The organism is Beutenbergia cavernae DSM 12333 (assembly GCF_000023105.1).
Lineage (GTDB): Bacteria > Actinomycetota > Actinomycetes > Actinomycetales > Beutenbergiaceae > Beutenbergia > Beutenbergia cavernae.
This window is the reverse complement of the sequence record NC_012669.1, coordinates 2,846,704-2,872,163: the sequence shown is the minus strand read 5'-3', so window position 1 is coordinate 2,872,163 and position 25,460 is coordinate 2,846,704. Positions and strand designations below refer to the sequence as shown.

The window sequence follows — 25,460 nt, the reverse complement described above, 5'->3', positions numbered from 1 at the left end:
CGCATGGCGATTCCGACGATCACGCTCAACGACGGCCACGAGATCCCCCAGCTCGGATTCGGGGTGTTCCAGATCCCGCCGGAGGAGACCGCCGACGCCGTCGCGCAGGCTCTCGAGATCGGCTACCGCCACATCGACACGGCCCAGATGTACCGGAACGAGCGCGGCGTGGGCGACGCGGTGCGCGCCAGCGGCCTCGACCGCGGCGACGTCTACCTCACGAGCAAGCTGAACAACGGCTACCACCGGCCCGACGATGCCCGCCGCGCCTTCGAGGGCACGCTCACCGAGCTCGGCACCGACCACGTGGACCTGTTCCTCATCCACTGGCCGCTGCCGACGCTCTACGACGGCGACTTCGTCTCCACGTGGCGCACGCTGGGGGAGTTCGCCGCGGACGGGCGGGCGCGCTCGATCGGCGTCTCGAACTTCCAGGTGCCGCACCTGCAGCGCCTCCTCGACGAGACCGACGTCGTGCCGGCCGTCAACCAGATCGAGCTCCACCCGTACTTCCTCAACTCCGCGGTGCGGGACTTCGGCGAGCAGCACGGCATCGCCACCGAGGCGTGGTCGCCGATCGCGCAGGGCAAGGTGCTCGACGACCCCGCGATCGTCGCCGTCGCCGAGGCGGTCGGGAAGACCCCTGCCCAGGTGGTGCTGCGGTGGCACCTCCAGCGCGGATCGATCGTGTTCCCGAAGTCGGTGACGCGTTCGCGCGTGGTGGAGAACATCGAGCTGTTCGACGTCGAGCTGAGCCCGGAGCAGATGGCGGCGATCGCCGCGCTCGACCAGGGCGACGGCGGCCGCATCGGCGGTCACCCGGACACCATGGACTGGGTGCCGGCCTGGTGACGCGGGCGCGGCCCGAGGCTGCGTGAGCGGAGTGTGGGCGGCGGGGGGCACACTCGCGCCATGAGCAGCGCGGCGCGTCCCGCCCCGGTGCGCCGGACGGGCCTCGGGCCGGCGCAGGCGACGGCGCTGTACGTCGGCGCCGTCCTCGGCACCGGGGTCATCGGTCTGCCGGCGCTGGCCGCCGACGCCGCGGGTCCGGCCTCGCTCGTCGCCTGGCTGTTCCTCGTCGTCGCGTCCGTCCCCCTCGCCGCGACGTTCGCCGCGCTCGGCGCGCGCTACCCGGACTCCGGCGGCGTCTCGACGTACGCGAGGCGAGCGTTCGGTGACCGCGCCGCCGACCTGGTCGGCTGGACGTTCTGGGCGGCCATCCCGCCCGGCGCACCTGCGGCTGCCCTGTTCGCCGGTGCGTACGTGGAGGCCGCCGTCGGCGGGGGCACACGGACCGTCGTCCTGACCGGAGCGGCGGTGCTCGTGGCCGCGTTCGCCGTCAATTGGGCGGGCGTGCGCGTGGCGGGCTGGGTCCAGCTCGCGCTGGCGGCGACGCTCGTCGTGTTCCTCCTCGTCGCCGTCCTGGGATCGCTCGACGCCGCCGATCCCGCCGGTTTCGTCCCGTTCGCGCCGCACGGTTGGACGGCGATCGTCCCCGCCGCCGCGCTGCTCGTCTGGAGCTTCGTCGGCTGGGAGGCGATCACGCACCTCACCGGGGAGTTCCGCGACCCGGGGCGAGACGTGCCGCGCGCGACGGCGGCGGCGCTCGTCGTCGTCGGCGTCATCTACCTGGCCGTCGCGTTCGCCGTCGTCGCCGTCCTGGGCGCGCGGGCCGGCGAGGACGCGGCCCCGCTGGCGGAGCTGTTCGCCGTCGCGCTCGGCGCGCACGGCCGCGCCGTCGCAGCGGTCGTCGCCGTCCTCCTGACGTTCGGCGTGCTGAACGCGTACGTCGCCGGCGCCGCGAAGCTCGGCGCGGCGCTCGCCCGGGACGGCGCGCTGCCTGCCTGGCTGGCCCGCGGGAGCCGGGCGGGGGAGGTCCCGCGGCGCAGCCTCGTGGTCATCACCGTGGCCTCGGGCGCCATGCTCGCGCTGTCCGTGACGCTCGAGCTCGATCTGGCGACGCTGGTCAGGCTCGCGACCGCGTGCTTCGTCGTCGTGTACGGCGTCGGCGTGCTCGCCGCGCTGCGCCTGCTGCCCGTCCGCGGGGCCGGCTGGTGGGCGGCGGTGACGTCGCTCGTCGTCGTCGTCGCGCTGCTCGTGGCGAGCGGCGCGTACCTCGCCTGGCCGGCGGCGATCGCGGCGTCGGCGTGGGGAGTGACCGTGCTGGCGCGGCGCTGGCGAGCGGCGACCGCACCGTAACGACGCGGAAACCTCGCTCCGTCAGGCTGAGCGCGGCGTCGGGAGCGAGCCCTTGCCGTCGTCGGTGATCGGCGGCAGGCTGAACCCTCCCGCCGGGCGCCGACGTGGGCTCCTGGGCGGGCCCGAGCACCGACGCGAGGAAGGCCGTGGCACATGAGCATCATCCGGGTGGGGCTGACGCAGACGCCGTGGACGGGCGACCGGGAGAGCATGGCCGACCTGCACGAGCAGTACGCCCGCGACGCGGCAGCCGACGGTGCCCAGGTGATCGCCTTCCAGGAGCTGTTCACGGGCCCGTACTTCGGCATCACGCAGGACCCGTCGTACTACGACTTCGCCGAGTCGGTGCCCGGCCCGACGACCGACCGGTTCGCCTCGCTCGCCCAGGAGCTCGGCGTCGTCCTCGTCCTCCCGGTGTACGAGGAGGAGCAGCCCGGGATCCTCTACAACACCGCAGCGGTCGTCGACGCTGACGGCACGTACCTCGGCAAGTATCGCAAGCACCACATCCCGCACCTGCCGAAGTTCTGGGAGAAGTTCTACTTCCGGCCCGGGAACCTGGGCTGGCCGGTCTTCGACACGGCCGTCGGGCGGGTCGGCGTGTACATCTGCTACGACCGCCACTTCCCGGAGGGCTGGCGTGCGCTCGGGCTCGCGGGAGCGGAGATCGTGTTCAACCCGAACGCCACCAAGCCGGGGTTGTCGAACCGGCTGTGGGACATCGAGCAACCGGCGGCGGCGATCGCCAACGGCTACTTCGTCGCGGCGAACAACCGGGTCGGTGCGGAGACGAACGAGTACGGCGACGACGCCGTGGCGTTCTACGGCAGCTCGTACGTGGTGGGTCCGGACGGGAACCTCGTCGGCGAGAAGGCCAGCGACACGGAAGCCGGGTACATCGTGCGGGACGTCGACCTCGGCCACGTGCGGACCCTGCGGGAGCAGTGGCAGTTCTACCGCGACCGCCGTCCGGACGCCTACGACTCGTTGACCCGGCCGTGAGCGGACCGACGGCAGGAAGGAACCCACGATGACGACCACACTCCTCACCGGAGGCGAGGTGGTGAGCGCGACAGGGCGCGGCCCCGCGGACGTGCTCGTCGACGGCACCCGGATCGCCGCCGTCCTGGCACCCGGGTCGACGCTCCTCGGCCACGACCTGGCCGGCTCCGTCGACCGCGTGATCGACGCGAGCGGCAAGTACGTGATCCCCGGCGGCATCGACGCGCACACGCACATGCAGCTCCCGTTCGGCGGCACCGAGGCGTCGGACACGTTCGAAACCGGCACGATCGCCGCCGCGTGGGGCGGGACGACGTCGATCATCGACTTCGCCGTGCAGCGCACCGGCGAGCGCGTCGAGGACGGGCTCGCCGCGTGGCACGAGAAGGCGGCCGGGAACTGTGCTGTGGACTACGGCTTCCACCAGATCATCGGCGGGGTCGACGACGACGCGCTCAAGGCCATGGAGCGTCTCGTCGAGGAGGGGATCACGAGCTACAAGCTGTTCATGGCCTACCCGGGCGTCTTCTACTCGGACGACGCGCAGGTGCTGCGCGCGATGCAGAAGGCCGCGGACCTGGGGCTGCTCACGATGATGCACGCCGAGAACGGCCCGGCGATCGACGTCCTTGCTGCGCAGCTGGCGGAGTCGGGCCGCACCGACCCGTACTTCCACGGGGTCGCCCGGGCGTGGCAGCTCGAGGAGGAGGCGACGCACCGGGCGATCATGCTCGCGGACGTGACCGGGGCTCCGCTTTACGTCGTGCACGTGAGTGCGAAGCAGGCGGTGGCGCAGATCGCAGGAGCGCGCGACGCGGGCAAGAACGTGTTCGGCGAGACGTGCCCCCAGTACCTCTACCTCAGCCTCGAGGAGCAGCTCGGGGCGAGCAGCGAGCAGTGGGGGGCGTTCGAGGGTGCCAAGTGGGTGTGCTCGACGCCGCTGCGCTCCCGAGCGGAGGGCCACCAGGAGTCGATGTGGCGGGCGCTGCGGACGAACGACCTGCAGATGGTCTCGACCGACCACTGCCCGTTCTGCATGAAGGACCAGAAGGAGCTCGGCCTCGGCGACTTCCGGAAGATCCCGAACGGGATCGGCTCCGTGGAGCACCGCATGGACCTCATGTACCAGGGCGTCGTGACGGGTGAGATCACGCTCGAGCGCTGGGTGGAGCTCACGTCGACGACGCCGGCCCGGATGTTCGGGCTCGCCGGCCGCAAGGGCGTGATCGCGCCCGGGGCGGACGCCGACGTCGTCGTCTACGACCCGCGCGGCCGCACGAGCATCGGCGTGGGCAAGACCCACCACATGAACATGGACCACTCCGCCTGGGAGGGCTTCGAGGTGGACGGGCACGTCGACGTCGTGCTCTCCCGCGGTGAGGTGGTGGTCGCCGACGGGCAGTTCCACGGCCGTCCCGGCCACGGGGAGTACCTCCGCCGCGGTCTCACGCAGTACCTGGCGTAGGGGGAGCGATGGACCTGGGCATCGTCCTGCAGACGAACCCGCCCGCGGCGCGCACCGTCGCGCTGGCGGAGGCCGCCGAGGCGGCCGGGTTCAGTCACGTGTGGACGTTCGACTCGCACGTCCTGTGGGAGGAGCCGTACGTGATCCTCAGCCAGATCCTGGCGCGCACGAGCCGCGTCATGGTCGGGCCGATGGTGACGAACCCCGCCACGCGGGACGTGAGCGTGACGGCGTCGACGTTCGCGACGCTCAACGAGATGTACGGCAACCGCACCGTCTGCGGGATCGGTCGGGGCGACTCCGCGGTGCGCGTGCAGGGTGGGCGGCCGACGACGCTCGCGGCGCTCCGCGACGCCGTCGAGACGATCCGGGAGCTGGGGAACGGGCGCGAGGCGCTGGTGGACGGTACGCCGATCCGGTTCGAGTGGGCGTCCGCGAGCCGCCTCGAGGTGTGGGTGGCGGCGTACGGGCCGAAGGCGCTCGAGCTCACCGGCGAGGTGGGCGACGGGTTCATCCTCCAGCTCGCGGACCCGGACATCGCCGCCTGGATGATCGGCGCGGTCCGGGCCGCCGCCGAGCGGGCCGGCCGGGACCCGGCCGCGATCAGGTTCTGCGTCGCGGCACCGATGTACGTGATCGCCGACGACACGCCGCAGGCCCGGGCGCACATGCTCGACCAGTGCCGGTGGTTCGGCGGCATGGTCGGCAACCACGTCGCCGACATCGTGGCCCGCTACGGCGCCACGAGCGGGGTGCCGGAGGCGCTGACGGCGTACATCGCCGGGCGCGACGGGTACGACTACGCGCAGCACGGCCGGGCGGGGAACCCGCACGCGGACTTCGTCCCCGACGAGATCGTCGAGCGCTTCTGCGTGCTGGGCACGGCCCGGGAGCACGTGGCGAAGCTGACGGTGCTCGCGGAGCTGGGGGTCGACCAGTTCGCCGGCTACCTGCAGCACGACGACATGGAGGGGACGCTCGCGGCGTACGGCGACTCCGTGGTCCCGGCGTTCGGCGCTGGGGCGGCGGTGGCGACGGCGTGAGCGCGTCGGCCGACCCGGCGCAGGTCCTCGTCCGACGGCGGCGTACGGGCGGCGTCGCGCGGCGTGCGCTGCTCGGCGCCGCGGGGCTCCTGGCGGTCGTGGCCGTGTGGGAGGTCTACAAGGCGCTCGGGCCGGACGACGGCGTCGTCGTCGGCGGTCTGCGGATCCTCCCGCGCACGGACGACGTCGCGATGCCGCACGTCGCGGACATGCTCACGCGGCTGCTCGAGCCCACGACGCGGGCCGCCGGCGCGGAGCCGCTCTGGCTCACCGTGGCTCGTGCCGCGCTCTTCAGCCTGGGCGTGGCGGCGGTGGGGTGGGTGCTCGGCGTCGGGGTCGGGCTCGCGCTCGCCCTGCTCATGCAGCGCTTCCGGCTCGCGCTGTCCGCCGTGCTGCCGTGGGTCGTGCTGTCGCAGACAGTTCCCCTCATCGCGCTCGCGCCGGTGGTGCGGGGGTGGGGGTCGCGCATCGCGATCGGTGGCATGGCGTGGCAGCCGTGGATGTCCGTGGCCGTCATCGCGTCGTACCTGGCGTTCTTCCCAGTGGCGGTCGGCGCCCTGCGCGGGCTGCAGTCGCCGGGCCGGGCGCAGACGGACCTCATGCGGTCGTACGCGGCGACGTGGTGGCAGGAGACGCGCATGCTGCGGTTCCCGGCGAGCGTCCCGTACCTGCTCCCGGCGCTGCGGCTCGCGGCTGCGAACGCGATCATCGGCACGGTGGTGGCGGAGGTGTCGATCGGCCTGCGTGGCGGGATCGGGCGCTCGATCCTCGAGTTCGCGCAGTCCGCGAGCGGCGACCCGGCGAAGTCGTGGGCGCCGATCCTCGGGGCGATGCTGCTCGGGCTCGTGGCGGCCGGCGGCGTGGTGCTGCTGGGAGCCGCGCTGACCCGGTACCGGCGAGGGGAGGCGCCCTCGTGAGCACCCCTCCCGCGGACGCCCCGGCGGTGCACCTGCACGCCGTCGGCAAGACGTTCGCGACCCGCACCGGGGCCGTGCACGCCCTCACCGGGATCGACGCGCAGGTCGGTCGCGGCGAGTTCGTGTCGCTCCTCGGACCGTCCGGCTGCGGCAAGAGCACCCTGCTGCGGATCGTGGCCGACCTCGAGGAACCGAGCGAGGGCGAGGTGCGCGTGTTCGGCAAGCCGGCCGCGCAGGCGCGACTCGACCAGGACTACGGGATCGCGTTCCAGCAGGCCGGGCTCCTGGACTGGCGGACCGTCGCCGCGAACATCGAGCTCCCGCTGGAGCTGCACGGCGTCCCCGCGGCGGCGCGCCGCGCCAGGTCACGGGAGCTGCTCGACCTGGTGGGCCTGCACGACGTCGCGGACGCCCACCCGGACCAGCTCTCCGGCGGCATGCAGCAGCGCGTGGCGATCGCCCGGGCGCTCGCCGAGGAGCCGGGCCTGCTGCTGCTCGACGAACCGTTCGGCGCGCTCGACGAGATGACGCGCGAGCGCATGCAGTCCGAGCTGGTGCGCCTCGTGCGCGCGAGCGGAGCCGCGGTCGTGCTCGTCACGCACTCGATCCCGGAGGCGGCGTTCTGCTCCGACCGGGTGTTCGTCATGTCGCCCCGGCCCGGCCGCATCGCGAGCGTGGTCGACGTCCCGCTCGGCCCCGACCGGACGGAGCAGCTGCGCGAGGATCCCGCGTTCTTCGACGTCGTCACGCGGGTGCGCGAGGCGTTGCACGCGGGCAGCGGCGCGGCGTCGGCATCATCCGCGTCGGCCTCACCGACGTCGGCGGCGTCCGTGGAGCGGGCGTGAGCACGGCGCTCGGGCGGGTCGCGCCGCCCCTGGTGCTCGGGGCGGTGGTCCTGCTCGTCTGGCAGCTCGTGGTCGAGGTCGGGAACATCGACGCCTACGTCCTCCCGAGCCCGGCCGACATCCTCGGCGAGATCACCGCGTACCTGCCGGTGCTCGTCTCGGCGACGGTGGTGACCGGCGTCAACGCGCTCGTGGGGCTCGTGGTCGGGACGGTGCTCGGTGCCGCGTTCGCCGTTGCGGCGTCGACCTGGCGTGCCCTCGACGAGCTCGTCGCGCCGCTCGTCGCCGTGCTCGCCGTGATCCCGATCGTCGCCCTCGCGCCCGTCCTCTACACGATGTTCGGGGCGGGCGAGCAGACGGCGCGGCAGGTGGTCGCGTCGGTCGCGGTGTACGTGCCGGTGTTCGTCACGACGCTGCGGGGGCTGCGCCAGACGACGCCGGTGCAGCGGGACCTCATGCGCGCGTACGCGGCGACGCGCCGGCAGGTCATGCGAGCGGTGCGGCTCCCGGCGGCCGTGCCGTTCCTCGCCACCGGAGTCCGGATCGCGTCGTCGCTCGCGGTCATCTCGGCGCTCGTGGCCGAGTACTTCGGGGGCCCGCGCGGTGGCCTCGGCTCGTACATCACGTCGTCGGCGGCGCAGAGCGACTACGCGCGGGCGTGGTCGTACGTCGTGGCTGCCGTGGTGCTGGGGCTCGTCTTCTACGTCGGGACGACGGCGCTCGAGACGTACGTGCTCGCCCGCCGGCGCCGCTGAGCCGGGACACATCCGAGATCGAACCGCACAGAGAGGACCGACCATGAGACGAACACATCTCACCATGGGCGTCAGCGCCGTCGTCGGCGTCACCCTGCTGGCCGCGTGCACGACGGACGGCAGCGGGACCGGCGGGGAGGACCCGACGTCGGAGAGCGGGGCGGAGGGCGAGGTCACCCAGGTCCGGCTGCAGCTGCAGTGGCTCACCCAGGGCCAGTTCGCCGGGTACTTCCTGGCGCAGGAGAACGGGTACTACGCGGACGAGGGCCTCGAGGTCGAGATCGTGGAGTCGGGCGGCGACATCGTGCCGCAGGACGCGCTCGCGACCGGCGAGGTGGACTACGCGATCGCATGGGTGCCGAAGGTGCTCGGTTCGATCGAGCAGGGCGCGGACATCACGAACGTCGCGCAGGTGTTCCAGCGGTCCGGGACCCTGCAGCTGTCGATGGCCGACTCCGGCATCACGTCGGTGGACGACTTCGCCGGGCGCAGCGTCGGGTCGTGGGGGTTCGGCAACGAGTGGGAGATCTTCGCGGCGCTGGACCAGGCCGAGCTGACCGTCGAGGACATCGAGCTCGTCACGCAGGACTTCACGATGAACGCGTTCCTCGCCGGCGACATCGAGGCGGCGCAGGCGATGACGTACAACGAGTACGCGCAGGTGCTCGAGACGGTGAACCCGGACACGGGCGAGCTGTACCAGCCGGAGGACCTCAACGTCATCGACTACAACGACGTCGGCACCGCGATGCTGCAGGACGCGATCTGGGCCGACGCCGGCCGGCTCGCCGACGACGAGGAGTACCGCGAGACGACCGTCGCGTTCCTGCGGGCGAGCCTCCGCGGCTGGGTCGACGCTCGCGAGGACCCGCAGGCGGCGGCGGACGTCGTGACGGCGGCCGGTTCGCAGCTCGGTGCGAGCCACCAGCTGTGGATGGTCAACGAGGTGAACAAGCTCATCTGGCCCTCGCCCGACGGGATCGGCGTCGCCGACATGGCCGCCTGGGACGCGACGGTCGACATGGCGATGGCGACCCACAACGAGACCGGCGCGACGATCATCACCGCGCCGCCGCCGGACACGGCGATCGACATGCAGTACGTCGAGCAGGCGGTCGCGGACCTCGAGGCCGACGGCGTCGACGTCACGGGCGACGCCTACGAGCCGATCGACGTCGAGCTCGTGGAGGGCGGCAACTGACTGTGGAAGGCTGGGACGATGACGAACGACCGTGAGCTGGCCCTCGAGCTGGACCGGCTGGTGTTCCACTCGTGGTCGGCGCAGTCGAAGCGGCCCACGTTCGCCCCTGCGGGTGGGTCCGGTTCGTGGCTGTGGGATCACGACGGCGAGCGGTACCTCGACTTCTCCTCGCAGATGGTGAACGTCAACATCGGCCATGCGCACCCCCGGATCGTCGCGGCGATCGCGGAGCAGGCGGCCGTGCTGCCGACCGTCGCGCCGTCGGCGGCGAACCTCGCCAGGGGCAGGGCGGCGGAGGCGATCCTCCGGCACGCTCCGGCGGGGATGGCGCAGGTGTTCTTCACCAACGGCGGGGCCGACGCGATCGAGAACGCGATCCGGATGGCGCGGCTGCACACGGGTCGCGACAAGGTGGTCTCGACGTACCGCTCGTACCACGGGAACACCGGCGCGGCGATCACGGCGACGGGGGACTGGAGGCGCATCCCGAACGAGTACGCCCGCGGGCACGTCCACGTGTTCGGGCCGTTCCTGTACCGGTCGGAGTTCGACGCGAGCACCGCCGAGGAGGAGTGCCGACGCGCGCTGCGCCACCTCGAGCGGGTGATCGAGGCGGAGGGCGCGTCGAGCGTCGCCGCGATCCTGCTCGAGACGATCCCGGGCACCGCCGGGATCCTGGTGCCACCGCCCGGGTACCTCGCCGGCGTCCGGGAGATCGCCGACCGCCACGGCATCGTGCTGATCCTGGACGAGGTGATGGCGGGATTCGGTCGCGCGGGTGGGTGGTTCGCGTTCGACGTGGTGGACGACGGCGCGGCGCGACCCGATCTCGTCACGTTCGCGAAGGGTGTCAACTCCGGGTACGTCCCCGTGGGCGGCGTCATCATCAGCGAGGAGATCGCGGCCACGTTCGCCGACCGGGTCTTTCCCGGTGGCCTCACCTACTCCGGCCATCCGCTGGCGGCGGCGTCGATCGTGGCGTCGATCTCCGCGATGGAGGACGAGCGGATCGTCGAGCACGCGGCGCAGATCGGCGCCGAGGTGATCGGGCCGGCGTTGCACGAGCTCGCGGATCGTCACCCGATGATCGGCGAGGTGCGTGGCGCCGGGGTGTTCTGGGCGCTCGACCTGGTGAGCGATCCCGAGACGCGTGAGCCGGTGGCGCCGTCCGTCGTGGCAGCGATCAAGGCGGCGTGCCTGGAGCGACGGCTGCTGGTGTTCACCGCAGACAACCGGGTGCACGTGGTGCCGCCGTGCGTCGTGACGGCCGACGAGGTGGCGACGGCGCTCGCGATCCTCGACGACGTGCTGGCGGCCGTGGCGGCGGCGTAGTCTCGCTCGCCGTGAGCACTGAACAGGCAACCCCGCGGGCGCTCGTCACCGGGGCGTCGACGGGGATCGGCGCGGCCACGGTGCGCGCCCTGCGGACCCAGGGTTGGGACGTCGTCGCGACGGCGCGGCGGGCCGACCGGCTGACGGCCCTGGCCGAGGAGACCGGCGCCGACGCCTTCCCTGCCGACCTCACCGACGATGCCGAGGTCGCGGCGCTCGTGACGCACGTGCGGGCCGGCGGTCCGTTGCGTTCGCTCGTGAACGTGGCCGGCGGTGCGCTCGGGGCCGACAGCGTCGAGCGCGGCGACATCGAGGAGTGGCGCACGATGTACGACCGCAACGTGCTGGCGACTCTCCGCATCACCCAGGGACTGCTCGACGATCTCCGCGCCGACGGCGGTGGCGACGTCGTCGTCGTCACGTCCACGGCCGCCCACGACACCTACCCCGGCGGGGGCGGATACGTCGCGGCGAAGCACGCGGAGCGGGTCATCGCGAGCACCTTGCGGTTGGAGCTCGTGGGCCAACCCGTGCGGGTGATCGAGATCGCGCCGGGCATGGTGAAGACGGAGGAGTTCGCCCTGCACCGCCTCCACGGGGACGCCGAGGCCGCGGAACGCGTGTACGCCGGCGTGGCGGAGCCGCTCGTGGCCGAGGACGTCGCGGACGCGATCGCCTGGGCGTTGACCCGGCCGCCTCACGTGAACGTCGACTCCATGGTCCTGCGGCCGCGTGCGCAGGCCTCGAACACCGTGGTGGCGCGGGGCTGACGAGGTCGAGACGGCTCTCGTCGGACGACCGAGGTCGAACGCGGCGTCAGAACGGCGGAGGCCCGATGTCGCCGGGCCCACCGTTGCCAGGGCCGTCGTCGGGCCGGTCGGGACCAGGGCCGCCGGCGCTGTCGGGATCGTCGGTGTGCCGCGGGCCGTCGGGACCTGCGTCCGTCGGCGCCGCCGGGGTGAGCGGGAGCTCTGCCGGCGCCGTGGTCGTGTGCCTGAACGGCGTGGTCCAGGTGGTCGAGCCGTCCGCGTGGCGCGTCAGCGTGTAGCCGCAGTGGGTCTTCAGCAGGTGGTGCCGTCGACACAGCGGAGCCAGGTTCTCGATGGTCGTCGGACCCCACGGGAAGCGGATGACGTGGTCCAGGTCGCAGCGGTCGGACGGCACACCGCAGCCGGGCACCACGCTGTGCGGATCCCGCGCTCTGACGAATCGTGCGACGGGGTCCGACGGACGGTACGCCTCGGCGGACACGTCGACGATGAGGCCGGTGGCCGGGTCCGTGAGGAGCCGCCGCCACGTCGCGTCCTCGCCCAGGGCGAAGCGGCGGGCTGTGGCCGCATCGATCGCGCCGTAGCCGGTCAGCGTGGCGGGATGGTCGTCGAGCCCGAGGATCGTCGACGCCGCGATGACGACCTGGACCGCGGGTCGCGCCCGACCCGGCCGCCCGAGTCGGACGACAGGGAGGCCGCCGGGCACACCGGACCGCACGCCCGCGCCCACGCCTGATGGTGGCGACGCCGACGAACAGCTGGGATCGGTGGGCCGGTCGTCAGGTGACGCCGAGTCCGTGGTGGTGGGGGGCGGCGCCGAGCTGGGCGGCGCCGTGGATCCGGTGCTGAGTGGCGATGGCGCGTGCGCCGGTGTGTCGGGAGAGGCGCCGACGTCCGGATCGCCACGGCTCTCGCCGCCCTCGACCGGTGCGCCGATCGCGCCGGTGGCGAGCGCGTGCTCGGCGAGCAGGGAGAGAGCATCGGCGCGGAGCTGATCGAGGGTGCGCGGGTCGCCCGACGTGCGCGCGCTCCACGCCGCCGCGTCGCACGCGGTCCACACGGTCTGCGCGTCGAGAGCAGGCAGGACGGCCACGAGGCGGGCCATACCGTCAGGGAGTGGTTCGGGACGGCGGAGATGCCTGCCCGCTGCCGCGTGCTCATGAGCGACCCGGGCGTCGGCACCCGACGCTGCGACGACCGCGGAGCGGAGCTTCTCCTTGAGGCGGTAGTGGGTCCACGAGGGGGCGTGCGGAAGCGTGGCGTCGACGACGGCGAGCACGACCTCGACCGGCAGTCCGGTCAGCACGTCGCAATAGACCTGCGCCTTCCCCGCGTCGATGAGTCCCGCTGCCAGGGCGTGCCCGACATCGGCGAGCGGACCCGTGAACTGCTGCCCGGCGCCCACGAGGTGGCGAGCCGCGCGCAGCGAGACCCCGAGCAGCGTCGCCAGCTCGTCCGGGGCGATGCAGGCGTCGGCACCATGCAGGGCGAGGAGCGCTGGGTTCATCTCGGCGCGGCCGGCCAGCTCCGCCGCGGCGTACCGCACCTGCGCGGCCGCCGCTGCCTCCACGCGGCGCCACTCCGCGATGACCGTGAGCAGGTCCTCGACGCCGAGCCGGGTCCAGTCCATCCCCGCGAGCCCCACCGCCGTCGACCCGGCAGTGACCGCTGCGCTCACGAGCTCGACGTCGCGTGCGCGGGCTACCGGCGTCGTGGCAGGTGTGGTGGTCGCGACGCCGACGGTGGCGGGACCCTGGGGAGGGCCGGCAGCCGAGGGCTCGGCCGCACAGCCCGGGCAGATGTCGGCGGTACCGGAGAGCAACGCCCCGGCCTCGATGACGACCGCGACGGCGAGAGCCCCCATCGCGACCGGTGAGTCCAGCCGGAGGAGGTCGATCCGAGCACGCAGCGGCGAGTCCGGGACGAGGGCCCCGTGGCGCCGTTCGAGTGGACCGAACATGTGATCGATTCTCCCAGAAGCCGCCGACACGCGCCATACGTGTGTTCGAACGGCAGGTCACGACTGCGTCGCGATCCGAGCCCGCGTCCGCGAAGCCAGGGCGTGCGGGACACGTCCCCCGGCCGCCGTGCCCCGCTGTGCACGTTGGGGCTACGCCACCCGCCGCCGCGCCCCGCTGTGCACGTGCACGTGGAGATGCTTGGAGTCCTGGTACCGCCCGAGATTCGTGAGGACGGCCGCGGCGCCGTGTGCCGCCTCCACCGACCGCGCGATGTCCTGCACGACGGCGAAGAGTCGCCGCGCGTCTGCCTCGTCACCGGGGCCGAGGCTCGTCAGCGAGGCGATGTGCCGCTTCGGCACGACGACGACGTGAACCTGCCAGAACGGGCGCGTGTGGTGGAACGCGAGGACCGCGTCGTCCTCGTGCACCACGTCGAGCTCGTCGCTGTGCGGGATAGCGACGTCGCAGTAGAAGTCGTTGCCCTCGTAGGGCTCGCTGACGGGCATCGTCGGAGGCTACCCGCCGGATGACCGCTGCTCCCGACCGCGGCTAGACTCACGGCACAGGCGTCGACCCGGCCATCACCGGCGAGCCTCCGGAAGAACGGGACGAGACCGCACGCAGCGCCGTCGGGCACGTCCTCACTAGAACCGGACGGATGGGCCCGTCACAGCCTGTGGCAAGAGCGGCCGGTGTCCCTCGCGGGGCGGCGGCAAGCGAGGTGGTACCGCGGTCCGCCGGCGAGCGCCGGCCGGGTCGTCCTCGTGACCGAAGTCGCGAGACCTGGAGACCGCCACCACCATGGCCGAGACCCCCGCCGCCGGTGCCCACCGCCACTACCCGCGCCACACGCCCACGAGCGGCGTCGCGGCCTCGCCGGACCTCCCGCAGCTCGAGCGTGACGTCCTCGCGTTCTGGGCCGACGACGACACGTTCCGTGCCTCGATCGCGCAGCGACCCGCCGGAGAGAACGGCAGCAACGAGTTCGTCTTCTACGACGGCCCGCCGTTCGCGAACGGACTCCCGCACTACGGTCACCTCCTCACCGGCTACGTCAAGGACGTCGTCCCGCGGTACCGCACGATGCGTGGCAAGCACGTCGAACGCCGCTTCGGCTGGGACACGCACGGGCTCCCGGCCGAGCTCGAGGCCGAGCGGCTCCTCGGCATCACCGACAAGTCCCAGATCGAGGAGCTGGGCATCGAGGCCTTCAACAAGGAGTGCCGCGAGTCCGTGCTGCGCTACACGCGCGAGTGGGAGGAGTACGTCACCCGTCAGGCGAGGTGGGTCGACTTCGAGAACGACTACAAGACCCTCGACCCCACCTACATGGAGTCGGTGATCTGGGCGTTCAAGGAGCTCTACGACAAGGGCCTCGCGTACGAGGGCTACCGCGTCCTGCCGTACTGCTGGCGCGACCAGACGCCGCTGTCCAACCACGAGCTGCGCATGGACGACGACGTCTACCGCATGCGGCAGGACCCCGCCGTCACCGTGGGGCTCCGCCTCGAGAGCGGCGAGATCGCGCTCGTGTGGACGACGACGCCGTGGACGCTCCCGTCGAACCTCGCGATCGTCGTCGGCCGGGACATCGAGTACGTCGTCGTCACCTCCGACACCACCGGCACCACCGAGCGGTACGTCCTCGCGGCCGCCCGCCTGCCGGCGTACGCGCGGGAGCTGAAGAACGAGGGGGTCGACGACGTCGCCGAGCAGGTGGTGGAGCGTCTCACCGGTGCGGAGCTGCTCGGGCGGAGCTACACCCCGCCGTTCTCGTACTACCTGGGCCGCGAGAACGCGTTCCGCGTGGTCGACGCCGACTTCGTCACGACGGAGGACGGCACCGGGCTCGTGCACACGGCGGGCGCCTTCGGTGAGGACGACAAGGTCGTCACCGACCGCGAGGGGATCGAGTCGGTCATGCCCGTCGGCCCCGACGGCGCGTTCACCGAACCGGTCACGGAGTACGCCGGCCAGCTGGTGTTCGACGCGAACAGCCAGATCATCGCGGACCTCAAGGCCGCGACCCGGGGCGAGGCGGCGCATTCCGTGACGCCCGGCACCGTGCTCCTGCGCCACGAGACGTACGACCACTCCTACCCGCACTGCTGGCGGTGCAAGAACCCGCTCATCTACAAGGGCGTCGAGTCGTGGTTCATCCGCGTGAGCGCGTTCCGGGACCGGATGGTCGAGCTCAACCAGGAGATCACCTGGGTGCCCGAGCACCTCAAGGACGGGCAGTTCGGCAAGTGGCTCGAGGGCGCCCGCGACTGGTCGATCAGCCGCAAGCGCTACTGGGGCACGCCGATTCCCGTGTGGACGAGCGACGACCCGGAGCACCCCAGGATCGACGTGTACGGATCGATCGCCCAGCTCGAGGCCGACTTCGGCGTGCCGGTCGAGGATCTGCACCGCCCGTTCATCGACCGACTCACCCGCCCGAACCCCGACGATCCGACGGGGCGGAGCACCATGCGCCGCATCCCGGACGTCATGGACGTGTGGTTCGACTCCGGCTCGATGCCGTTCGCCCAGGTGCACTACCCGTTCGAGAACACGGAGTGGTTCGAGCACCACTTCCCGGGCGACTTCATCGTCGAGTACATCGGGCAGACGCGCGGCTGGTTCTACCTGCTGCACGTGCTCTCGACGGCGCTGTTCGACCGGCCGGCGTTCCGCACGTGCGTCTCGCACGGCATCATCCTCGGCGACGACGGCCGCAAGGCGAGCAAGTCGCTGCGCAACTTCCCCGACCCCATGCGGATGTTCGACGCGTACGGCTCCGACGCCGTGCGGTGGTCGCTGATGAGCTCGCCGGTGCTGCGCGGCGGCAACCTCGTGGTCGCGGAGGAGGCCATCCGCACCGAGGTGCGCGGTGTCCTGCTGCCGTTGTGGAACACCTGGTACTTCTTCAGCCTGTACGCCAACACCGTTGACGACGGCGCCGGGATCGATGTGCGGCCGCCGTCGCCGTCGGAGGTGGCGGGGCTGGCGGACATGGACCGCTACGTCCTGGCCCGGACCCGCTCCCTGGTGGAGCGGGTGACCGACGCGCTCGAGGTGTACGACATCGCCCGCGCGTGCACGGCGGTCCGCGACCACCTCGACGTCGTCACGAACTGGTACGTGCGCACGTCGCGGCAGCGGTTCTGGGACGAGGACGCCGGGGCGTACGGCACGCTCTACACGGTGCTCGAGGTGCTGACGCGCCTCATGGCGCCGCTCGCGCCGATGGTCGCGGAGGAGGTGTGGCGCGGGCTCACGGGTGGTCGGAGCGTGCACCTGACGGACTGGCCGGCGCTCGACGCCGACGCCGGGGTCGACCCGACGGCGGCAGCGCTCGTCGCGGACGACGACCTCGTCGCCGCGATGGACCGGGCGCGGGAGGTGGTCTCGACGGCGCACGCCCTGCGCAAGGCGAACAAGCTCCGCGTGCGGCAGCCGTTGCGCCGTCTCACGGTGGTGGTCGACGACGTCGCGGCGCTCGAGCCGTTCGCGGAGCTCATCGCCGGCGAGGTCAACCTGCGCGAGGTCGCGTGCGAGGACATCGCCTCGGACGCCGCGCAGCAGCACGGCGTGTTCACGAAGCTGACCGTCGACGCGCGCGCCGCGGGCCCGCGGCTCGGCCGCGACGTCCAGCGCGCGATCGCCGGCGCGCGGGCCGGCGACTGGGAGACGGTGCAGGAGGACGGGCGGGACGTCGTCGTCGCCGGCGGTGTCCGTCTCGAGGACGGGGAGTACACGACGTCGACCCAGGTCTCCGACGCGCTCGGCGACTCCGTCGCGGCCGGCGTGCTGCCCGGCGGGGGGTTCGTCGTGCTCGACCTCGAGCTCGACGACGACCTGCTCGGCGAGGGGTACGCACGCGACGTCGTCCGCGTCGTGCAGGACGAGCGCAAGGCGGCCGGCCTGCACGTCGCCGACCGGATCACGCTCCGCCTCGCGGTGCCCGCCGAATGGGCGCAGGCGGTGGCCGACCGATCGGACTTCATCGGCGCCGAGACGCTCGCCGTGGACGTCACCGTCGACGCGGTGGCGCCGGGAACCGTCGACGTCGTCGGAGTCGAGCTGGCACGCCTCGAGGGAGGCGCCCGATGACGCGCGAGGTCGGGCCCCCGAGCCCCGTGGACGGCCCGGCGAACGCCCGCGCGCAGGAGATCTACCACGAGATCCTGCGCCGCACCCCGGAGCACGACTTCGACCCCACGATCGAGCGGGTGCGCCGCGTCATCTCGCTGCTCGGTGACCCGCAGCAGAGCTTCCGCGCGATCCACCTCACCGGGACGAACGGGAAGACGTCGACGGCGCGCATGACCGAGCGGTTGCTGCGCGAGCTCGGGCTGCGCACCGGCCGCTTCACGTCGCCGCACCTGTCGACCGTCCGGGAGCGGATCGCGATCGACGGTGAGCCGATCTCCGCGGCGCGGTGGGTCGAGGTGTGGGACGACGTCGCGCCGTACATCGCGATGGTCGACGCCGAGCTGGAGGCGGCCGGGCAGTCCCGGCTCAGCTTCTTCGAGGTGCTCACGTCCATGGCGTACGCGGCGTTCGCCGACGCGCCGGTCGACGTCGCCGTCGTCGAGGTCGGCATGGGCGGCGAGTGGGACTCCACGAACGTCGTCGACGCCGAGGTGGCGGTGGTGACGCCGATCGCGATGGATCACGAGCGCTGGCTCGGGCACGACCTCGCCTCCATCGCGACGGTGAAGTCCGGCATCATCAAGGACGGCGCGACGTGCGTGAGCGCCGCGCAGGCACCCGAGGTGACCGACGTGCTCGCGGCGGCGGCGGCGCGGCACCGCGCGCGCCTCGTGGTCGAGGCCGCGTTCGGGGACGCGGCGGACGAGGATGCGCAGGCGACGCCGGGGGAGATCGCCGTGCTCGACCGCCGCGTCGCCGTCGGCGGTCAGCTCGTGACGCTGCAGGGGATCGGCGGCGTCTACGAGGACGTCTTCGTGCCGTTGCACGGGGCGCACCAGGCGCACAACGCGCTCCTGGCGCTCGCCGCCGTCGAGGCGTTCCTCGGCGGGGTGCCGCTCGCCGCGGACGTCGTCGAGACCGCGTTCGCGGACGTGACGTCTCCCGGGCGGATGGAGCTCGTGCGGACGTCGCCGGCGGTGATCGTCGACGCCGCGCACAACCCCGCGGGTGCCCACGCCGCCGTCGAGGCGATCGAGGAGGCGTTCGGATTCAGCAGGCTGGTCGGTGTCGTCGGCATCATGGCCGACAAGGACGCGGCGGGCATCCTCACGGAGCTCGAGCCGGTTCTCGCGGAGGTCGTCATCACCCGGTCGACATCGCTGCGGTCGATGGACGTCGAGGAGCTGGCGGAGATCGCCCGCGACATCTTCGGGGAGGACCGGGTCCGTGTGGCGGAACAGCTGCCGGACGCCGTCGCCCTCGCCGCCGAGCTCGCCGAGTCGGGTGACGAGATGCCGGGGATCGGTGTCGGCACGGGCGTCGTCGCGTTCGGATCCGTCATCCTGGCGGCGGAGGTGCGGACGCTGTTCGGCGCCGCGGCCCCCTGACCCGGCGTCGTCCGGGTCCTGGGGCTCCCGCGGGAGCGCTCAGGACCGCACGAACTCCACGACGCGCCCCACGACGGCGTCGTCAGCCAGGATCCGCTGGTGGCCCAAGCCCTCGGTCGCCTCCAGCTGGGCGGAGGGCCAGCCGGCGGCGAGCCGCGCGGTGCTCTCGAACGCGAGGCGCCGGTCGCCCCTGTCGTGCACCAGGAGCGTCGTGGGCAGGCGCGACGTAGCCGCCGCGATCGAGATGTCCGTCAACGGCCTGCCCGCCCGCCGCTCCAGCCGGGGGTCGAGACGACGCCGCGTGCGTGGCCCGAAGCCGAGGGCCCGCTGGAACTCGGCCACCTCGTTCATCGGGTCGACGGCCGGCGCGACGAGCACGAGGCGCCGGGCGGGCAGCCCGTCGGAGACGGCCAGGGTGGTCGTCGCCGTGCCGAGGGAGTGAGCGACGACGGCGTCGGGCGCGCCGTGCTCACGGGCGACGTCCGTGAACGCGGCCGCCATCTCGACCGCCGTGCTGCGGCGGGGTCCGAACGCCCCCGGGGCGGACTCGCCGTGGCTCGGGGCGTCGAACGCGACCACGCGGAAGCCCGCGGCCACGAGCGGGTCGACGAACGCGCCGAGCTGCCCGCGCCAGCCGCCCCACCCGTGCACGAGGTACACGGGCGCGCCGTCGGCCCTTCCCCACGTCTCGACCACGACGTCGCCCTCGGCGCGGCTCAGCCGGGAGATCGCCCCGAGGTGCGGTCGGGTGTCCATCCGGCTGGCGGACCCCACCGGGATCGTGCACCAGAGCTCCAGCGCCCAGCGTGCGGCCGGCCCGGGGGCGACGACGTCGAGCGTGCGGAACGCGGCACGCAGGCGCCAGGGGACCTTCGTGGCACGAACGGTCGTGCTTTTCCGCGACGAGGCAGCGGCGGTGGTCGACATGAGATTCCTCTCGGGAGGGGGCGGTCAGGGACGAGCGGCGGCGAGCAGGTTCTCGAACGCGCGCCGCGCCCGGAGCTCCGCGTCCGGATCCCGCAGGAGCCGGTGCGCGTGATAGAACGCGAGCATGATGCCGTCGAGGTCGGTCGCGAACTGGTCCGGGTCGGCGTCCTCGGCCACGTCGCCCTCGGCGACGCACGTGCGGAAGACCTGCGCGATCGTGTCGAGCAGGTCGCGGTGGTCGGCGGTCAGCGCGTCGCGCACCGGGCCCTCCTGCTCGTCCAGCTCCGTGCTCGCCTTCACGAACAGCGAGCATCCCGGCTCGCGGGACAGGCCGGCGGCGAGCCAGCGGTCGACCAGCTCGCGCAGCCTCGCCTCTCCCCGCGGCGTGGCGAGCGCGGGGCGCACCACGCGGTCCACGAACCTGCGCCGAGCGGCGTCGAGAACGGCGAGCTGGAGGGCCTCTTTCGACCGGAAGTGCGCGTACAGCCCGCTCTTGGACATGTCAGCCGTGCGGGCCAGCTCGCCGATCGTCAGCCCACCGAGCCCGACGCGGTACGCGGTGGCCACGGCGACGTCGAGGATCGCCCCGCGCGTCGCCTCGCCCTTGGACATGCGCGAGACGGTAGCACGAACGTGCTTTTCGGTGCGAGACCGACTCAGCATCTCGCGTCGCGGCGCGCGGAGGTGCACTGTTGTCCATGCCGGCCGGCCGGCACCCACGCCCGACTGAAGGAGCGCCTCGTGAAGAAGCTCATCAACGATCCTGCGGCGGTGGTCGCGGAGTCCGTGGAGGGGTTCGTGCTGGCCCACGCGGACATCGTCACGCGGCACGCCGACCCGTTGTTCGTGGCGCGGGCCGGGGGAGCCGTGCGCGGCAAGGTCGGGCTGGTCTCCGGCGGCGGCAGCGGCCACGAGCCGCTGCACGCCGGGTTCGTCGGCGTCGGCATGCTCGACGCCGCGGTGCCCGGCGCCGTCTTCACGTCACCGACGCCCGACCCGATCCTCGCGGCCACCCAGGCCGTCGACGGGGGCGTCGGCGTGCTGCACATCGTCAAGAACTACACGGGCGACGTCCTCAACTTCGAGACCGCCGCCGAGCTCGCCGACGCCGAGGGGGTGACGGTCCGGGCGGTCGTCACCAACGACGACGTCGCCGTCGAGGACTCCCTGTACACCGCCGGACGGCGAGGCGTGGCCGGCACGGTCCTCGTCGAGAAGATCGCCGGCGCCGCGGCCGAGAGGGGCGACGACCTCGACGCCGTCGCCGAGCTCGCGGAGCGGGTGAACCGGGGCGTCCGGTCCATGGGTGTGGCCCTGTCCGCCTGCACGGTGCCGCACGCCGGCGTCCCCTCGTTCGACCTCACCGAGGACGAGATCGAGATCGGCATCGGCATCCACGGCGAGCCGGGTCGGCGGCGCATCCCGATGGCTCGCGCCGACGAGATCACCGATCTCCTCCTGGACGCCGTCGTCGAGGACCTGGGCATCGGTTCCGGCGAACGCGCCCTGCTCTTCGTCAACGGGATGGGTGGGACGCCGGCGTCGGAGCTCGCGATCGTGTACCGGCACGCTCGCCTGCAGCTCGAGGCGCGGGGCGTCGTCGTCGACGCTCCCTGCTCGGCAACTACGTGACGTCCCTCGAGATGCAGGGCGCGTCCGTCTCCGTGCTCCGGCTGGACGACGAGCTCACCGCGCTGTGGGACGCGCCGGTGCGCACCGCGGCGCTGCGGTGGGGCCTGTGAGCGCGGCGGCCCCGGGCGAGGCGCCCGAGGGGCTCGGCGTCGAGTGGGCGCTCCTCTGGATCCGCCTCGCCGGCGCCGACATCGCGGAGAACCGGAGCCGGCTCAGCGAGCTCGACCGGGCGATCGGGGACGGCGACCACGGCGAGAACATGGCGCGCGGGTTCGCGGCGGTGCTCGCGAAGCTCGACGCGGAACCCGCACCGGAGACGGTCGGCGACGTGCTCAAGGTCGTCGCGACCACGCTGATGTCGACGGTCGGCGGTGCGGCGGGGCCGCTCTACGGCACGGCGTTCCTGCGGGCCGCGAAGGTGGCGGCCACGCCGGTGGACGCCGTGGGTGTGCACACGCTCGTCGACGCCGCGCTCGAGGGCATCGTCGCGCGCGGCCGCGCGCAGGTGGGCGACAAGACGATGGTCGACGCCTGGACGCCGGCGGCCCGTGCCGCGCAGGAGGCGGCCGACGACGGCGCCGCGCCGGCCGGCGTGTGGGCGGCCGCGGCGAGCGCCGCGCAGGAGGGCGCCGTCGCGACCGAGCCGCTCGTCGCGCTCAAGGGCCGGGCGAGCTACCTCGGGGAACGCTCGGCGGGCCACCGCGACCCGGGTGCGGAGTCCACGGCCCTGCTCCTGGCGGCGGCCGCGCGCGCCGCGCAGGAGGCGGCGTGAGCACGGGTCTGGTCCTCGTCTCGCACTCGGCGATGCTGGCCGCCGGGGTCGCCGAGCTCGCCGCGCAGATGGCCCCCGACGTCGTCATCCGGCCGGCGGGCGGCACGGACGACGCCCGCCTCGGCACCAGCTTCGCCGTCGTGGAGCGGGCCGTGGCGGCCGTCCTCGACGCCGGGTGCGACGGCGTCGTCGTCCTGGCCGACATCGGGTCGGCGCGGATGACGGCGGAGTCGGTGCTCGAGTCGCTGGAGGACGCCCGCGTGCGGCTTGCCCCGGGTGCGTTCGTCGAGGGAGCTGTCGCAGCCGCCGTGGCCGCTCAGACCGGAGGCGGACCGGCCGACGTCGGGGCCGCCGTCCGGGCCGCGACGCGGCAGCTCGGACTCGAGATGGAGGAGGCGGCAGCGGACGCGAACGAGGGGACACCCCCGGCGGCGGTGGCCGCACCGGCCGAGGCGCGCAACGGCGTCGTCCAACGCCGCACCACGCTGCGCAACCCCCTCGGCCTGCACGCGCGCCCGGCCGCGCACCTCGCCCGGCTCGCCGGGTCCTTCGACGCGACCGTGCGCGTGAACGGGGTCGACGCCGCGAGCCTGCTGGCGCTCATGGGCCTGGGACTGACGGGTGGTGCCGAGATCGTGGTCGAGGCGGACGGTCCCCAGGCCGAGGACGCGGTGGAGGCCGTCGCGGGGGAGATCGACACCGGCTTCGGCGAGGTGTGACCCCGACGCGTGTGAGGGAACTCACGCGCGGTTGCAGTGACTGCAAAGTTGCAGCGACTGTAATCTTGTCGCCGTGATGGAGACGACCGAGGAGCCAGGGCTGCGCGCGCGCCAGAAGCGCGAGCGCCGCCGTCAGCTCGTCGACGCTGCCCGGCGACTCGTGCGGGAACGCGGGCTCGACCAGGTCACGGTGGACGACATCTGCGCCGAGGTCGGGATCTCTCCCCGCACGTTCTTCAACTACTTCGAGGTCAAGGAGGACGCCGTCCTCGACGCGGACGCGTGGGACGTCACGAACCCTGCCGTGCAGGAGTTCGCCCGCGGCGGCCCCACGGGGGTCCTGTGGGACGACGCCGTCGCCCTCGTCCGCGGCGTGTTCAGCGACCCGGACATCCAGAGCGTCACGTCCGTGCTCGAGCTCGCGCACTCCGACCCCCGGCTCCTGGCGCGCCACCTGTACTGGATGGATCGCGGCCACACCCAGTTCGAGGAGCTCGCCGCGCGCCGGGCAGGCCGCGACGCGCCGGACGACACCGACCGGGCGATCACCGTCCTCGTCATCGCCCTCATCCACCTGACGTTCCGCTCCTGGAAGGACGCCGACTTCGCCGGCGATCCTGCGACCTACGTGACCGACGTCGCCGCGGCGATCCGCGCCGTCGCCGTCTGAGCTCCCGCCCCACATCCCGCCCGCGACAGACCCGTCCGAGGAGACCCATGTCCCACACCGCTCCCGCGCCCACGGGGAAACCACTGATCGTGCTCAACCAGCGCACGATCTGGGTGATCTTCGGCGCCCTCATGGCGAGCATGTTCCTGTCCTCGCTCGACCAGTCGATCGTCGGCACGGCGATGCCGACGATCGTGGGCGAGCTGCACGGCGTCGAGCACCAGGGCTGGGTCGTGACCGCCTACATCCTGGCCGTCGCCATCGTCATGCCGCTGTACGGCAAGTTCGGTGACATGTGGGGCCGGCGGTGGCCGTTCCTCGTCGCGATCACGCTGTTCACCGTCGCCTCGGCGGGCGCCGGCTTCGCGAACTCCTTCCCGGAGCTCGTGGCGTGGCGCGGCATCCAGGGCCTCGGCGGCGGCGGACTCATGATCCTGTCGCAGGCGATCATCGCCGACATCGTGCCCGCCAAGGACCGCGGCAAGTACATGGGTCCGATGGGTGCGCTGTTCGGGATCGCAGCCGTGGTCGGACCGCTGCTGGGCGGCTGGTTCACCGAAGGGCCCGGCTGGCGCTGGGCGTTCTGGATCAACGTCCCGATCGGGATCGCCGCGTTCGCCGTCGCCTGGGTCGCGCTCAAGCTGCCGTCGCACCGGGCAGGCAAGAAGATCGACGTCGCCGGCATCTTCTTCATGGTCGTGGCGACGTCCGGGATCGTCCTCGTGACCAGCTGGGAGTCCCTGACGTCGCAGCGCGGCTACGACTGGAGCGACCCGTGGCTCATCGGGCTCGTCGCTGCGGTGATCGTCTCGATCGCCGGCTTCATCATCGCGGAGAACCGGGCAGAGGAGCCGCTCCTGCCGCTGAAGCTGTTCAAGAACCGCACGTTCACGATCGCCACGCTCATCGGCCTCGTGCTCGGCATGGGCATGTTCTCGGCGCTGGCGTTCCTCCCGACGTTCCTGCAGATGTCCACCGGCGCCGGTGTCACCGAGTCCGGATGGCTCATGCTGCCGATGATGGCGGGCGTCATGCTCACGGCCATCGGCTCCGGTATCGCGATCACGAAGACCGGGAAGTACAAGATGTTCCCGGTCGTCGGACTCGCGATCACCGTCGCGGGCATGGTCTGGCTGACCCGGATCACCGGCGACATGTCGATGCTCCTGTTCGGCGCCATGATCTTCGTGCTCGGCGCCGGCATGGGTCTCGTGATGCAGACGATCGTGCTCGCCGTGCAGAACTCCGTCGACCCGCACGAGATCGGCACAGCGACCAGCGCGAACAACTTCTTCCGCGAGATCGGGGCGGCGGTCGGCGTCGCGCTGTTCAGCACGATCTTCACGTCGCGGCTGACGGACAACCTCGGGGAGGTCTTCGCCGACCTCCCGCCCGGGACCGTGCCCGAGGGCGCCGACGGTGCGTCGCTGACCCCGGACGTCGTGAAGGCCCTGCCGGAGCCGATCCACACCGGCGTCGTCGACGCGTTCACCGACGCTCTCGCACCCTCGTTCTGGTACCTCATCCCGCTCGTCGTGCTCGGCTTCGTGCTGGCGCTGTTCCTGCGGGAGATCAAGCTCTCCGACACCGCGGGGATGGTGGCCCGCGGCGAGGCGGTCGTGGAGGGCGACGAGCTCGACGTCGTGGCCGGCGACGCGGGGCGGTCCGGTGAGCCGGGAGACGGCGACCCGCTCGCGGAACGCGAGCCCGCGCGTCAGTAGG

At 72.7% G+C, this 25,460-nt stretch carries 21 protein-coding genes and 1 pseudogene; 18 read left to right on the top strand and 4 right to left on the bottom strand.

Annotation, left to right across the window (positions count from 1 at the left end):
• The first annotated feature begins 3 nt into the window (after nt 1–3).
• The 11 genes from BCAV_RS12990 (at nt 4) to BCAV_RS12940 (ending at nt 11,529) form a co-directional block, all read left to right on the top strand.
• Nucleotides 4–852, top strand: coding sequence for an aldo/keto reductase (locus tag BCAV_RS12990; protein WP_015883066.1), 849 nt, complete (start codon nt 4–6; stop codon nt 850–852).
• 60 nt (nt 853–912) lie between these two features.
• Nucleotides 913–2,199, top strand: coding sequence for an APC family permease (locus tag BCAV_RS12985; RefSeq protein ID WP_015883065.1), 1,287 nt, complete (start codon nt 913–915; stop codon nt 2,197–2,199).
• Between the two features lie 153 nt (nt 2,200–2,352).
• Entirely contained in the window at nt 2,353–3,201 is an 849-nt protein-coding gene (locus BCAV_RS12980; RefSeq protein ID WP_015883064.1) for a nitrilase-related carbon-nitrogen hydrolase, read from the top strand.
• Nucleotides 3,202–3,229: 28 nt separating this feature from the next.
• Entirely contained in the window at nt 3,230–4,666 is a 1,437-nt protein-coding gene (gene hydA, locus BCAV_RS12975; protein WP_015883063.1) for a dihydropyrimidinase, read from the top strand.
• A gap of 8 nt (nt 4,667–4,674) precedes the next feature.
• Complete coding sequence (locus BCAV_RS12970; RefSeq protein WP_015883062.1) at nt 4,675–5,709, top strand: TIGR03842 family LLM class F420-dependent oxidoreductase; 1,035 nt, start codon at nt 4,675–4,677, stop codon at nt 5,707–5,709.
• Nucleotides 5,706–6,626, top strand: a complete 921-nt coding sequence (locus tag BCAV_RS12965; RefSeq protein WP_015883061.1) for an ABC transporter permease — start codon at nt 5,706–5,708, stop codon at nt 6,624–6,626. Before BCAV_RS12970 ends, BCAV_RS12965 begins: the two co-directional genes overlap by 4 nt.
• Nucleotides 6,623–7,471, top strand: coding sequence for an ABC transporter ATP-binding protein (locus tag BCAV_RS12960; RefSeq protein WP_015883060.1), 849 nt, complete (start codon nt 6,623–6,625; stop codon nt 7,469–7,471). Before BCAV_RS12965 ends, BCAV_RS12960 begins: the two co-directional genes overlap by 4 nt.
• A complete protein-coding gene (locus BCAV_RS12955; RefSeq protein ID WP_015883059.1) occupies nt 7,468–8,226 on the top strand; it encodes an ABC transporter permease in 759 nt (252 codons plus the stop codon). Before BCAV_RS12960 ends, BCAV_RS12955 begins: the two co-directional genes overlap by 4 nt.
• Nucleotides 8,227–8,269: 43 nt before the next feature.
• Nucleotides 8,270–9,427 (top strand): ABC transporter substrate-binding protein, encoded by a 1,158-nt coding sequence (locus tag BCAV_RS12950; protein WP_015883058.1) that lies wholly within the window; start codon nt 8,270–8,272, stop codon nt 9,425–9,427.
• Nucleotides 9,428–9,445: 18 nt separating this feature from the next.
• Nucleotides 9,446–10,759, top strand: a complete 1,314-nt coding sequence (locus BCAV_RS12945) for an aspartate aminotransferase family protein (protein WP_015883057.1) — start codon at nt 9,446–9,448, stop codon at nt 10,757–10,759.
• 11 nt (nt 10,760–10,770) lie between these two features.
• A complete protein-coding gene (locus tag BCAV_RS12940; protein WP_015883056.1) occupies nt 10,771–11,529 on the top strand; it encodes an SDR family NAD(P)-dependent oxidoreductase in 759 nt (252 codons plus the stop codon).
• Between the two features lie 46 nt (nt 11,530–11,575).
• Here the strand turns inward: BCAV_RS12940 and BCAV_RS21670 are convergent, their stop codons facing one another.
• Together BCAV_RS21670 and BCAV_RS12930 are read right to left on the bottom strand one after the other, a co-directional pair.
• Nucleotides 11,576–13,489, bottom strand: a complete 1,914-nt coding sequence (locus BCAV_RS21670; protein WP_015883055.1) for an HNH endonuclease signature motif containing protein — start codon at nt 13,487–13,489, stop codon at nt 11,576–11,578.
• A gap of 150 nt (nt 13,490–13,639) precedes the next feature.
• The gene (locus BCAV_RS12930) at nt 13,640–13,996 is read right to left on the bottom strand and encodes an HIT family protein (protein ID WP_015883054.1); all 357 of its coding nucleotides are present in this window, start codon (nt 13,994–13,996) and stop codon (nt 13,640–13,642) included.
• Between the two features lie 295 nt (nt 13,997–14,291).
• On the opposite strand from BCAV_RS12930, the gene ileS reads away from it, so the two are divergent.
• Complete coding sequence (gene ileS, locus BCAV_RS12925) at nt 14,292–17,588, top strand: isoleucine--tRNA ligase (protein ID WP_015883053.1); 3,297 nt, start codon at nt 14,292–14,294, stop codon at nt 17,586–17,588.
• On the top strand, nt 17,585–19,018 hold the full coding sequence (locus BCAV_RS12920) for a bifunctional folylpolyglutamate synthase/dihydrofolate synthase (RefSeq protein WP_015883052.1): 1,434 nt from the start codon (nt 17,585–17,587) through the stop codon (nt 19,016–19,018). Before ileS ends, BCAV_RS12920 begins: the two co-directional genes overlap by 4 nt.
• A gap of 39 nt (nt 19,019–19,057) precedes the next feature.
• On the opposite strand, the gene BCAV_RS12915 is transcribed toward BCAV_RS12920, so the two are convergent.
• Both BCAV_RS12915 and BCAV_RS12910 read right to left on the bottom strand, forming a co-directional pair.
• Nucleotides 19,058–19,945: an alpha/beta fold hydrolase gene (locus tag BCAV_RS12915; RefSeq protein ID WP_015883051.1), complete on the bottom strand. Its 888-nt coding sequence runs from the start codon at nt 19,943–19,945 to the stop codon at nt 19,058–19,060.
• A gap of 24 nt (nt 19,946–19,969) precedes the next feature.
• Complete coding sequence (locus BCAV_RS12910; RefSeq protein ID WP_015883050.1) at nt 19,970–20,557, bottom strand: TetR/AcrR family transcriptional regulator; 588 nt, start codon at nt 20,555–20,557, stop codon at nt 19,970–19,972.
• 129 nt (nt 20,558–20,686) lie between these two features.
• Between BCAV_RS12910 and dhaK the strand changes: the two are divergent.
• The 5 genes and pseudogenes from dhaK to BCAV_RS12885 all read left to right on the top strand — a co-directional run bounded on the left by dhaK (nt 20,687) and on the right by BCAV_RS12885 (nt 25,459).
• Nucleotides 20,687–21,687 (top strand): annotated as a pseudogene (gene dhaK, locus BCAV_RS12905) (dihydroxyacetone kinase subunit DhaK).
• Entirely contained in the window at nt 21,684–22,349 is a 666-nt protein-coding gene (dhaL, locus tag BCAV_RS12900; RefSeq protein WP_015883049.1) for a dihydroxyacetone kinase subunit DhaL, read from the top strand. Before dhaK ends, dhaL begins: the two are co-directional and overlap by 4 nt.
• Nucleotides 22,346–23,068, top strand: a complete 723-nt coding sequence (gene dhaM / locus BCAV_RS12895; RefSeq protein ID WP_015883048.1) for a dihydroxyacetone kinase phosphoryl donor subunit DhaM — start codon at nt 22,346–22,348, stop codon at nt 23,066–23,068. The genes dhaL and dhaM overlap by 4 nt, the downstream gene beginning before the upstream one ends.
• A gap of 76 nt (nt 23,069–23,144) precedes the next feature.
• A complete protein-coding gene (locus tag BCAV_RS12890; protein ID WP_015883047.1) occupies nt 23,145–23,738 on the top strand; it encodes a TetR/AcrR family transcriptional regulator in 594 nt (197 codons plus the stop codon).
• Between the two features lie 47 nt (nt 23,739–23,785).
• Nucleotides 23,786–25,459 carry an MDR family MFS transporter gene (locus BCAV_RS12885; protein WP_015883046.1) on the top strand — a complete coding sequence of 558 codons (1,674 nt, stop codon included), beginning with the start codon at nt 23,786–23,788 and terminating at the stop codon, nt 25,457–25,459.
• Nucleotide 25,460: the final 1 nt, after the last annotated feature.